This is a genomic window from Methylophaga sp. SB9B, assembly GCF_004832235.1.
GTDB lineage: Bacteria > Pseudomonadota > Gammaproteobacteria > Nitrosococcales > Methylophagaceae > Methylophaga > Methylophaga muralis.
In genome coordinates, this window is record NZ_SSXS01000008.1 from 102,962 (window position 1) to 114,701 (window position 11,740).

10 protein-coding genes and 1 pseudogene are annotated in these 11,740 nt (G+C 47.5%); 1 reads left to right on the forward strand and 10 read right to left on the reverse strand.

The features are described 5' to 3' along the window. The 9 genes and pseudogenes from E8Q33_RS16070 to E8Q33_RS10185 form a co-directional block, all read right to left on the reverse strand. The coding region (locus E8Q33_RS16070) for an FMN-binding glutamate synthase family protein (RefSeq protein ID WP_247870032.1) at positions 1-780 on the reverse strand (780 nt) is incomplete at its 3' end. A gap of 24 nt (positions 781-804) precedes the next feature. After that, on the reverse strand, positions 805-1,488 hold the full coding sequence (locus E8Q33_RS10155) for a protein glxC (protein WP_136554546.1): 684 nt from the start codon (positions 1,486-1,488) through the stop codon (positions 805-807). Between the two features lie 24 nt (positions 1,489-1,512). After that, on the reverse strand, positions 1,513-2,418 hold the full coding sequence (locus E8Q33_RS10160; RefSeq protein ID WP_136554547.1) for a glutamine amidotransferase family protein: 906 nt from the start codon (positions 2,416-2,418) through the stop codon (positions 1,513-1,515). Between the two features lie 36 nt (positions 2,419-2,454). Continuing rightward, positions 2,455-2,985, reverse strand: a complete 531-nt coding sequence (locus tag E8Q33_RS16075; RefSeq protein WP_247870033.1) for a hypothetical protein — start codon at positions 2,983-2,985, stop codon at positions 2,455-2,457. Continuing rightward, positions 2,913-3,791: a hypothetical protein gene (locus E8Q33_RS10165; protein WP_247870034.1), complete on the reverse strand. Its 879-nt coding sequence runs from the start codon at positions 3,789-3,791 to the stop codon at positions 2,913-2,915. Before E8Q33_RS10165 ends, E8Q33_RS16075 begins: the two co-directional genes overlap by 73 nt. A 33-nt stretch (positions 3,792-3,824) precedes the next feature. After that, a complete protein-coding gene (locus E8Q33_RS10170; RefSeq protein ID WP_136554549.1) occupies positions 3,825-4,484 on the reverse strand; it encodes an aminomethyltransferase family protein in 660 nt (219 codons plus the stop codon). Positions 4,485-4,496: 12 nt separating this feature from the next. Continuing rightward, complete coding sequence (locus E8Q33_RS10175; protein WP_136554551.1) at positions 4,497-7,391, reverse strand: FAD-dependent oxidoreductase; 2,895 nt, start codon at positions 7,389-7,391, stop codon at positions 4,497-4,499. After that, positions 7,388-7,653 (reverse strand): annotated as a pseudogene (locus E8Q33_RS10180) (sarcosine oxidase subunit delta). Before E8Q33_RS10180 ends, E8Q33_RS10175 begins: the two are co-directional and overlap by 4 nt. Positions 7,654-7,667: 14 nt before the next feature. Continuing rightward, complete coding sequence (locus tag E8Q33_RS10185) at positions 7,668-8,909, reverse strand: FAD-dependent oxidoreductase (protein WP_069295870.1); 1,242 nt, start codon at positions 8,907-8,909, stop codon at positions 7,668-7,670. Positions 8,910-9,144: 235 nt separating this feature from the next. Between E8Q33_RS10185 and E8Q33_RS10190 the strand changes: the two genes are divergently transcribed. Then, on the forward strand, positions 9,145-9,780 hold the full coding sequence (locus E8Q33_RS10190; protein ID WP_247870036.1) for a helix-turn-helix domain-containing protein: 636 nt from the start codon (positions 9,145-9,147) through the stop codon (positions 9,778-9,780). Positions 9,781-9,828: 48 nt separating this feature from the next. Here the strand turns inward: E8Q33_RS10190 and oadA are convergent, their stop codons facing one another. Further along, positions 9,829-11,619, reverse strand: a complete 1,791-nt coding sequence (oadA, locus tag E8Q33_RS10195; RefSeq protein ID WP_136554553.1) for a sodium-extruding oxaloacetate decarboxylase subunit alpha — start codon at positions 11,617-11,619, stop codon at positions 9,829-9,831. Positions 11,620-11,740 lie beyond the last annotated feature (121 nt).

The following is an 11,740-nucleotide window of genomic DNA, read 5'->3' on the forward strand; positions in this document are numbered from 1 at the left end:
CCCCTGCATACCATCAACAACAATGACATCGGCACCGGCTTTCACCGCCAGCTTCACATCATAGTAAGTTCGAGTTGCACCGACTTTGATATAGATAGGCACTTGCCAATCAGTAATTTCACGCAATTCAAGAATTTTGATAGCCAGATCATCCGGCCCGGTCCAATCTGGATGTCGGCAGGCACTGCGTTGATCAACACCCATCGGCAAAGTACGCATTTTGGCAACACGTTCGGTGATCTTCTGTCCCAACAACATACCACCACCGCCCGGCTTGGCACCCTGCCCCAATACAACCTCAATGGCATCGGCTTTGCGTAAATCATCCGGATTCATACCGTAGCGTGATGGCAAGTATTGATACACCAGTTTAGTAGATTGACCACGTTCTTCCGGTGTCATACCGCCGTCACCGGTTGTAGTAGATGTACCAACAGCAGAGGCGCCACGGCCCAAAGCTTCTTTAGCATTGGCTGACAAAGCACCAAAGCTCATACCAGCAATAGTGACCGGGGTTTCAATCACAATCGGTTTTTTGGCAAAACGGGTACCTAATGTCACTTGGGTATTACATTTTTCACGATAACCTTCCAACGGGTAACGCGACATACTTGCACCCAGAAATAACAAATCATCAAAATGTGGCAACTTACGCTTGGCACCCCAGCCACGAATGTCGTAGATACCGGTATCGGCTGCCCGGCGAATCTCGGCCATAGTCGAGCGATCAAAGGTTGCTGACTCACGGAGTTCGGTAATGTATTTCGTTTTTTCACTCATAATAAATTCCTCGTAAAATCAGCTTTAATACGCCGAAGCGTTATCGACTTTAAAGTTGTATAACTGGCGTGCAGAGCCATAACGTTTAAAAGCATGAGGGTCTTCATCCACCCCGGCACGCTTCAGCACTTCGCTCAGTTCCTCGATATGCTCATCGCGCATTTCTTTAGCAATACAATCTGCACCCAACGATTTCACTTCACCTTTCACATAAATGTGGACTTCATAAAGCGAATCGCCCAAGGCATCACCGGCATCCCCACAAACCACGAGGGTTCCGGCCTGGCCCATAAAGCAGCTCATATGACCGACATTACCAGTAACAACAATGTCCGAACCTTTCATGGAAATGCCACAACGCGAACCAGCATCGCCTTCGATGACCAACAACCCGCCAATTGAGGTTGCCCCGGCAGAAGATGAGGCATTTCCTTTCACGCGAACACTGCCTGACATCATGTTCTCTGCCACACCTTGGCCGGCACTGCCATGAACCACGATATCGGCTACTTTATTCATGCCACCACAGTAATAACCGGCATGACCCTTAATATCGATTTTTAGCTTCTGATCAAGTCCTACGGCCAGGTTGTGCTGTCCTTTGGGATTAAGCACTTCCCATTCGGTTTCGGTACACTCTTTAGCCTGATCGTGTAACGCCTGGTTTAAGTCACGCACCGTTTGTGTTGCTAAATCTACTGTTCTCATTGTGTTCCCCTTACTGTTCGCCGATCACTTATCACCACGTTCCCAGACGTAAATCGTCGCGGGTTCAGGTTCCCATACCTTGGCATTCTCAATACCAGGTAAAGTGGTCAGCGCTTGATATTCAGATGCCATGGCTACGTAGTCATCGGTTTCGGCAATTACTGCAGGTTTGCAGGCAATCGGATCACGCACCACAGCAAAGCCATTTTTTGTGCCGATGGTGAAGGTGTAAAAACCATCCAGATCCTGCAGCGCATGCTCCAACGCCTGATTCAGACTGTCACCCTGTTGCAGGCGATAGGTCATATAGCCCGCTGCGACTTCAGTGTCATTGTCCGTATCAAAGTGAATGCCTTCGCGTTTTAATTCAGCACGCAGACGGTTGTGGTTGGATAACGAACCGTTATGTACCAGACACAAATCCATGCCTGTTGAGAACGGATGACTACCGGCCATAGTGACAGCAGATTCTGTTGCCATACGGGTATGGCCGATAATGTGGCTGCCTTTCATCTGACCCAGTTTGAACATCTCAACGATGTTTTCTGGCAGACCAACCTCCTTAAGGATTTCAATAGATTTGCCAGCACTCATCACCAACACATCATGGGCATTTTCATGCAGATAGGCGATGGCATCGTCGGCATCGGCAGTCAGTTTAAACACCGCGACTTTGCTGTTTTGAAACCAATCGACTTTGGTCGAAAATGCGGTTTCCAGACGTTTAGCCAGCCCAGCCCAATCATAGTTTTCATCTTCATGACGCAGCGTTAATTTGACAGAGTCATCCGCTACTTCATCACCATAAATCGCAAAACCAGCACTATCAGGACCGCGATCGGTCATCGCGATCAGCATGGGCACAAACAATTGTCCCAGTTGGCTTTCCAGCGACTCGTTTTTTAAATACAGGCCGACTATTCCACACATAATTAATACCTCTTCAATAACTGCTTGATAAACCGATTAGAAAAACTCGGCGTAGCGTTTGCGTTCCCAATCGGATACATGACGTGAATATTCAATCCACTCCATGCGTTTTACTTTGATAAATTCATCGACGATTTCTGATCCCATTTTTTCTCTGAGCACACTATTGGCGGCCAAAGCATCCAATGCTTCGTTGAGGTTTTGTGGTAATACCCCGATGCCTTTTTCTTTCAATTCAGCTTCACTCAAATCGTATAAATTGATGTTGTGTGGCGCGCCTGGATCCAATTCGCGTTCAACACCGTCCATACCGGCAGCAATCAATGCGGCATGCACTAAATATGGATTACAGCTGGAATCCGGTAAGCGGAATTCAAGACGACCATACGGAATACGCACCATCGCCGAGCGGTTGTTATCGCCATAGCAAATATAGGCTGGTGCCCAGGTTGCACCGGAAGCGGCCCCACCGACTACCAGACGTTTGTAGGAATTCACAATCGGCGCAGCAAAGGCACATAAAGAATCCGCGTGATGCAGCAGGCCACCGATAAAGTGGTAGGCCATTTTTGACAGCCCATGCCATTCACATCGCTGTCATCGTTAAACAGGTTTTTGCCATCTTTATCAGTAATCGACAGATGGAAGTGCATGCCATTACCGGTACGATCGGAGAATGGTTTTGGCATAAACGAACAAACCATATCCATACCGTTGGCAATTTCACCTGCCGCCATCCGTACAAAAGTAAAGCGGTCAGCTGAGGTCAACGCATCGCTGTAGGTATAGTTGATTTCAAACTGGCCGTTAGCATCTTCATGGTCGATTTGATAAACATCAAAATCCACCTGTTGCAGCGAATCCACCAGCGATTCGAGGAAATTTCTTGAACGAGACAAACCTTTGTAGTCGTAACAAGGTTTATCCAGCAAATCACTCTCATCTACGGGCAGTAATGCGCCATCTGCACCACGGTTAAATAAGGAAAATTCCGGTTCCAGACCAGTGTTTAAGGTCCAGCCGTTATCCGCCAGCATGCTCAGTTGTTTTTTCAACACCACACGGCTGTCGTAAGGATGTGGTTTACCATTAACATGACCATCACAGACAATTCGGGCATAACCCGGCTGCCAAGGCACAATCGATAAAGTGCTCAAATCACCACGAGCCAGAAAGTCAGGGCCATGTGGTTCCATACCCAAACCCCACACTGCAAACCCGGCAAAACCCGCGCCTTTTTCGACGACATCTTGCAGACAACTGGCCGGCACAGATTTGGTTTTGGCGACCCCATGAATGTCTACAAACTGGGCCAGCACATATTTGATGTTATTGGTTTCAAGAAACTGTTTTGCTTCTGCTAACGATTTCATAAGCCTTTCCTTAATGTTGAGATCTGCAATCGGTTAAATCTTTGGATAAAAGTGATGCAATCCCACGGCTCCGCCGCCTGCTTGTTCAATAATGCTAAGCAAGGTCTTCCACAGATAAGGTCCGTAAGTTCCATCACACCAGAGTCGATAGATGCGCTCTCCATTAAGCGTTTGGCTCAGCAACGTTGCTGACACCCCTGCAATGACTGTCATGACCAGGTGGTTTTCTGTTGCCAGTTCGGCCACCAGATCGATTTCACAAATTTCTGCAAATAATGGTTGGATATGGTTTCCGGTCAAGATGAAAGCCGCGTCGTTGCGACTGACTTTGTGCACGCCCTCTGCAGATGAGAGCTCACTGACCGATGGTTTAACGTTGGAGCTTTGGTCTTCAATTAAAAATTCACTGTTGCCCAGCCGCATCACCAGACGATCTGCTTCGAAAAGCCATTGATTCGCATCGGCTGGCAAAGCAATGCCTTGTTGTTGCAAGTAACTGGCGGCTTGTTGTCCTTTTATGCTGACTCGTGCAAACGCACTGACATCGCAGATAGCCAACACATCAGCACGTTGTGATTCAATAGCTTCATCAGCAAACCTTACTGCCGTCAGCATGCCGTTAACCTCAGCCATTTGCGGGTTTTGGCTAGCCTGAGCGAAGGCGATTGGGCTTTTTAACATGGTCGATTTCATCAGTAAGCTTTCCTATGCACTTTTGGCCAGTTCAGTGGGTGACTGAATCACGGTGGCGGCAATCAAATCCCCGGCATCATTACGAATCTCAAACCGGCTGCCGGGTTGGCGTTTTTCCGGTGGCACAAAGGCAATACCAATCACTCTCTTCAAATAAGGGCTGTAGGCAATACTGGTAATGCGTCCTGCGATATCGCCGTTATCAATCACCAGGTTGCATTCGTTGGGTAAGTCACCTGCAAAATTGCTATCCAACACAAAATTCACCAGCGTTTTATTTAGTGGTTTTTTGGCGATAATTTTTAAGCTGCGTTGACCGGTAAAAAAGGCTTTATCCATGGCGATCAATGGCTCAGCGTGAGCTTCAAACGGATTGGTTAATCCATCAGTGTCATGCCCAATCAGGTGATGTCCCATTTCCAGCCGGAGTAAACGCTGAGCATCGGTGCCATAAGCCGTCAGGCCAAATAACGCACCGGCTTGCATCAATTGATTCCAGACGTATAAACCTGCAGCGGCTGGCAGATGAATCTCAAAAGCCTGTTCGGCAACAAAGGCCACACGCAGCAACAGGCATTCAATATCTGCCACCTTGGTTTCCACCACACTCCCCGTTGGGAAAGCGTTAGCAGATAAATCCACTGTAGTTAATTGTGACAAAATATCTGCCGCTGCCGGGCCAGCAATGGTCATGGCCGCTTTAACACCAGTCAGATTGGCTAACGACACTGACAAACCGCTGATTTGTACTTCACGTTGTAACTGGCGATATACCATTGCGGAATTGGTGGTGCTGGTTGTCAGATAAAAACGATCTTCTGCCAGTCGGCAAGCCAGACCGTCATCGACCATCACCCCAGCTTCATCTAGCAGCATGGCAATACGGTATTGACCAACTTTCTGCTTGGCGAATTTGCCGGTGTAAACCCGTTCAAGAAACGCTGCCGCGTCCGGACCATAGACTTCGATCTTGCCCAAGGTGCTGTTATCAATCATTCCGGCTTTAGTGCGAACGGCCATGGCTTCCTGTTGCATTGCCTGATGTGCCGTCAGCTGACTTCCCGCTGGCAGATAATAGGACGGACGCATCCACAAACCTGCAGCGGTCATTATTCCGCCATTTTCAATGTGCCATTCATGCATCGCGGTATAACGATGTGGATGAAACCCACGACCACCCAAGTGGCCTATCGGCGTTGGATGAAAAAAGGGTCTGGCCGTAGTCGTGCCGATTTTCTCTACCGGCAAATCACGAATGCGTGCCAGGATGCGAATCGCATTCATATTGGAATGTTTACCCTGGCTCGGGCCCATGCCAACTGTGGTGAAACGTTTCATCAACTCAATGTTGTCAAACCCTTCTTTGGCGGCATTGATAAAGTCTTTAACCTGAATGTCTTCATCAAAATCGACAAAGTTTTTGCCTTTCGGATGATTGACCACCGGATAAGCATGGCTTGGCGAAATGCCCTGATGTGGTTTTACTTCAACAGTGGCAACCGATTTACCCAAATAATTCAACGCTTCAGCAGCGGCACGTTGTCCATCCAACTGACGTTGGTCTAGTTCAAATATGCCATTGACCTTACCGGCAGCAAACACGCCTTCCGGCAGTTCTGCTGGCACAAACTGTTGCACCGCATTATCAAAGCGCATTTTGGTGCCTGCTTGATATAACAATGCAGCAGCAGGCGCCCAACCGGCACTCATTGCCACGCCATCACATTTAAGACGGATTTTATTTTTGGTATCAGCTTCTGCCATCAACTCGTCGTAAGGACAGATAACCACTTCCGAAACACCCAGTTTGTGTTTGGAAGCAATGACTTCATAAACGCAGCTGGCTTTATGCACAGCGACCTGTTTACTTTTAAGCTCAGTGACTAATGGCGAGCTACTGCCTTCGCGGCGCATATCAATCACTGCCAGCACATCCACACCTGCCGCCAGTAAATCCAATGCAGTGCGATAGCCGTAATCGTTGGCAGTAACTACCACACCTTTATCAAATGGTTTGACCGCATAACGATAAATCAACCGTTGTGCAGCAGAACCCATCATCACACCGGGTAAATCATTATTACGAAATACCGGTGGTTGTTCGAAAGCACCACTGGCCACAATCAGTGCTTTGGCACGAACTTTAGTGATACCAGTAGTTTCGACGATCGGTACTAGATGATCGGCGTAATAACCTGCGGCATAGGCGTTGGTGATCAGGCGAATTTTGTTATGGCTATCAACAACACTAAGTAATTCTGTTAATTGGTTTGCTGATTCACTAGCCATATCGTAAGTAAGGCTGCCACCGGCTTTGGCATTTTCATCAACAATAATGACTGACAGACCCTGCTCTGCCACACTGATTGCAGCTGATAATCCGGCAATACCAGCACCGATGATCAACACATCACAATGTGCATGCTGTTTGGGCTTGGGAATTCTCGGGAAATTAAAGTTCACCTCACCCAAACCAGCCGCTTTACGGATCTTGTCTTCCCAGAAGGGGAAAAACCGGCGTGGTGTATGGAAGGCTTTGTAATAAAAGCCGACCGGTAATAACGGCGAAATTTTATCGATAAACTGGCTTCTGTCTTTTATTACACCGCCAGTGGTATTCACCGCGTATAGCTGCATATCAGCTTGCACCGGCCAAACATCGGCGCGGATATTGGTATCTACACCATCGGTCATCAACGCATTTACATCATGATTTGCCAACGTCAGAATGCCGCGGGCACGGTGATATTTGAAACTGCGTCCTAAAACCTTGATGCCATTGGCCCATAGAGCACTACTAATGGTGTCGCCTTCAAAGGCAGTAACTTGCTGGCCTTCGTAGCTGAAGCTAAAAGGCTTATCGCGCTGGATCCATTCAGTCGATTGCGTCGTTAATCTTGAACTCATACAGCAACCTCCCGTTTAGGCAACAGATAGGTGCGGCTGACTTTGTCGGTAATCGTATTACGTTCTGCTATAAACCAAGTGCCACTGGGCATGTGATACCACCATTCTTTTTTATAACCAGGCGCGCCACTGCGGTAATGCACATAGGCTGCCACTGTTGATCGGTGCAACTATCTGGATCAGGCATGGTGCGAAATTCACCGCCATAGCTGAATTCGCTCAGAGGTCTGATTCCATTAACAGGACATTGCAGTAATTTCATTGCGATACTCTCGTTTAATGGCCGACTGAAGCGGCACCTTTTTCACCGGTCAATTCGTAGTCTTCAAAGCGCGACAAACGAAATGACTTAATTAAATCTGGCGCCATATCCTTGGCAATGGTCTCTGCCATGGTTTTGCCACTGATTGGCGTGGCTTTGAAACCCCAGGTTCCCCAACCGGCATCCAGATAGAAACCTTCTATCGGTGTTTTGCCCATGATGGGTGCGAAGTCCGGCGTCAAATCTGCCATCCCCGCCCATTGGCGAACCACTTTGACGTTGGAAAGAAACGGAAACATATCGGTGATATGCGAGGTCAGCCCTTCCACAAAATCCAGCGATGAGCGTGTCGAGTGCATCTCATATGGATCTAAAGATGAGCCCATCACCAATTCGCCACGTGAAGACTGACTGACATAAACATGCAGACTTCCTGATACCAAGATGGTATCGAGCCAAGGTTTCATCGGCTCAGTAACACAGGCTTGTAATGGATGAATGACGATAGGAGTCTGCAAATCCACCATCTGTGTGATACGCGGGGTAAACCCAGCTACGGCCGACAACACTTTATTGGTGCTGATATAGCCATTATTGGTTTGAACACCGCAGACTTTGCCGCCTTTCACGTCAATACGGGTAACTTCAGTGTTCTGGAATATTTCTACCCCTAGCTGATCGGCACCGCGGGCATAACCCCAGGCCACACCATCATGTCGAGCAACTGAACCCGGTGCGTGATAAAGCGCACCTAAAATTGGAGCTTGACCGCTGCAGGAGATATCTAATTGCGGGCAGGCTTTGGAGATTTCTTCCGGGCCAACCACATAACTTTCGACACCAACATGTTTATTGACCTCAGCCCGCCAGCGCATGGTACGCATCGCTGACTCGGTATGAGCTAGGGTGAAATGTCCACGATTAGAATAAAACAGATTCAGATCCAGCTCTTCGGAAAGACCTTCATAGATCTTCACGCTGGCGTCGTAGAACTTAACGCCTTCCGGAGTCAGATAGTTGGAACGGATAATCGTTGTGTTACGTCCGGTATTTCCGCCACCGATATAGCCTTTTTCCAACACAGCCACATTGGTGATGCCGTAATCTTTGGCCAGATAATACGCAGCGGCCAAGCCATGTCCACCGCCGCCGATGATAACAACGTCATAGGTTTTCTTAGGCTCTACGCAGTCACGGAAAAAGCGTGGTGCCGGGTGTTCCCGACTAATTGCGTATTTCAACAAACGTAACGGCATGAATCATCCTCTTGCTGTTTTGCCATCAGATCTACTACCAAGGGAGTAGTTTTTCCTACCACCTTTTAAGTAAACTTTATTTCACTCAGTGAAACTTTAGCTCTATTTACGCATTTGTGTTTTTTGCTGTCAACAACTTTGTTAAACTTTGTTTCACTATATGAATCAATAAGCACAGAAAAAAACAAAATTTCGTGTATGATCAAAGCACTGTGTGGCAAACAAGGAAATCTATGTGAACGATAAAAATGAATTAACTGGAATGGAGTCCGCGCCAAAATTGCTTGATAAGCATCTTGGCAATACATTGCGGCACTTACGTTTAGAGAATGGACTTACCATTGCCGAAGTCGCCGAACGGGCTGCGTTAAGTCGTGGCATGTTGAGCAAAATTGAAAACGGCTTAACCTCCCCTAGTCTGGAAAAGCTCGAACATTTAGCCAATGCATTGGGTGTGACACTGTCAAAACTGTTTCATGATTACGACACGCCAAAAGGCGGTGCTCAATATGTCAAACATGGTGAAGGTATGGAAGTGGTCAGACGCGGCACTAAATGCGGTCACACATATCATCTGCTGGCCTATGATCAAGGTCCGAAAAAGCTGTTTGAACCGTTTTTAATCACTTTGGAAGAACAAGGTGAAATCTTTGCCCCGTTTGAGCATCCCGGCACTGAATTTATTTACATGCTGGAAGGCCGATTGGAATACACCGTAGGCGATGAACTCTATGTGTTGGAACCCGGAGATTCGCTGACCTTTAATGCGGAGCAACCACATCGTCCGGAAAATATTCTGCAAATGCCGATTCGTTACCTGGCAATAATTTATTACGACAGTCTGGATAGTACGACGGACATTGAGTTATAAAAAAAAACGGGACATGCCCCGGTTCTCAAGTTTTCTATTCAACAGCTTTTAAGCAATTTCAATTAACACTTCACCCGGCGTAACCCGATCACCTTTAGTGACATGAATCGCCTTGACCTCACCGTCAATATTGGCCAGTAACTCTGATTCCATTTTCATCGCTTCAATAATCATCGTTGATTGACCGGAATTTACTTTATCGCCGACGTTGACCAACACTTCAACGACATTGCCTGGTAGAGGTGTGGTGATATGACCAGGATCGCTAGCTTTTTTACGGCCTTGTTGAGCACCATCTGAAACAAACTCGCTGATGGTTTCGAATATAACTTCTTCCGGCATACCATCAACAGATATATACATTTTGCGTTTACCGCCGCCAACATCCCCGACACCAGTAATAGCAACATCATAAGTTTCACCATGAACATCGACTTTAAACTCAGTTGATACGGTGCCTGGAGCTTTGCCTTTGCTCTCTGGAATCAACGGTTCTGGTTGCAAAGTGCCATCCAGACGTTGTTGCAGAAATTCACGACCAATGTCCGGGAACATGGCAAAGGTTAATACATCTTCTTCGCAAGTCGCCAAATCACCAATCTTGGCGCGCAATTTTTCCATTTCCGGTGCAATAGAATCTGCTGGACGTGATTCCATCACCGTTTCATTACCAATCGCTTTACGTTGCAGTTCAACATTAATCGGTGCCGGCGGCTGGCCGTAACCACCCAGCAGATAACGTTTTACTTCATTGGTGATGGTTTTATAACGCTCACCACTCAATACGTTATAGACCGCCTGAGTACCGACGATTTGTGAGGTTGGCGTGACCAATGGTGGAAAGCCCAAATCTTCACGAACTCGAGGGATCTCAGCAAACACTTCACGAATACGATCTAAGGCATTCTGCTCTTTAAGCTGATTGGCCAGATTAGACATCATGCCACCGGGCACCTGATTGATTTGGACTGACACATCTTCGCGGGTGAATTCGCTTTCAAACTGATGATATTTTTTACGAACTTCACGGAAATAATCGGCAATTTCACCCAGTAAATTCAAATCCAGACCGGTATCCCATTCAGTGCCTTTTAACGCTGCTACCTGACTTTCAGTCGCCGGATGACTCGTTCCACCAGCAAATGAGGAAATCGCTGTATCAATTCGATCAACACCGGCTTCAATGGCTTTTAACTGACAAAGTGGTGCGAGACCAGAGGTGGAATGACTGTGGATCACTAACGGTAAATCCACAGCAGATTTAATGGCTTTGACCAACTCATAGGTTGGATAGGGTGCCAGCAATCCGGCCATATCTTTAATGGCGATTGAATCGGCGCCCATATCACGCAGCGTTTTGGCCTGCTCGACAAATAACTCAGGCGTATGCACTGGGCTGGTGGTGTAACTGATGGTGCCTTGAGCGTGTTTACCAGCATCTTTTACCGCTTTTAAAGCGGTTTCCAGATTTCGCATATCATTTAATGCATCAAACACCCGGAACACATCAATACCATTTTCAGCGGCTTTGGCAACAAACGCCTGTACCACATCATCGGCATAATGCCGGTAACCCAACAGGTTTTGTCCACGTAACAGCATTTGCAGACGCGTGTTAGGTAACATACCGCGTAATAACCGCAGACGCTGCCAGGGATCTTCTTTCAGATAACGCACGCAGGCATCAAATGTCGCCCCGCCCCACACTTCCAATGACCAGTAACCAACGCGATCAAGCTTTTCGCAGATCGGCAACATGTCATCGGTACGCATACGAGTAGCTATCAATGATTGATGTGCATCACGCAGCGTCACATCCGTAACTTGAATTTGTTTCATTACAATTCTCCGGCTAACTTGTTTTACCAGCCTGCATGCGCGGCGATGGCGGTAGCCAACACCAGTGCCAATGCGGTGGGATGACGTTTATCTGAATAGGTCAGTAATTCGGGATGGGAGC

What these genes read in the sequence shown, in the direction of transcription:
- E8Q33_RS10170 (WP_136554549.1), bottom strand. Translation starts at nt 4,484, where the DNA reads ATGAAATCGACCATGTTAAAAAGCCCAATCGCCTTCGCTCAGGCTAGC.
- E8Q33_RS10175 (WP_136554551.1), bottom strand. Translation starts at nt 7,391, where the DNA reads ATGAGTTCAAGATTAACGACGCAATCGACTGAATGGATCCAGCGCGAT.
- oadA (WP_136554553.1), bottom strand. Translation starts at nt 11,619, where the DNA reads ATGAAACAAATTCAAGTTACGGATGTGACGCTGCGTGATGCACATCAA.
- E8Q33_RS10185 (WP_069295870.1), bottom strand. Translation starts at nt 8,909, where the DNA reads ATGCCGTTACGTTTGTTGAAATACGCAATTAGTCGGGAACACCCGGCA.
- E8Q33_RS16075 (WP_247870033.1), bottom strand. Translation starts at nt 2,985, where the DNA reads ATGGCCTACCACTTTATCGGTGGCCTGCTGCATCACGCGGATTCTTTA.
- E8Q33_RS10165 (WP_247870034.1), bottom strand. Translation starts at nt 3,791, where the DNA reads ATGAAATCGTTAGCAGAAGCAAAACAGTTTCTTGAAACCAATAACATC.
- E8Q33_RS10160 (WP_136554547.1), bottom strand. Translation starts at nt 2,418, where the DNA reads ATGTGTGGAATAGTCGGCCTGTATTTAAAAAACGAGTCGCTGGAAAGC.
- E8Q33_RS10155 (WP_136554546.1), bottom strand. Translation starts at nt 1,488, where the DNA reads ATGAGAACAGTAGATTTAGCAACACAAACGGTGCGTGACTTAAACCAG.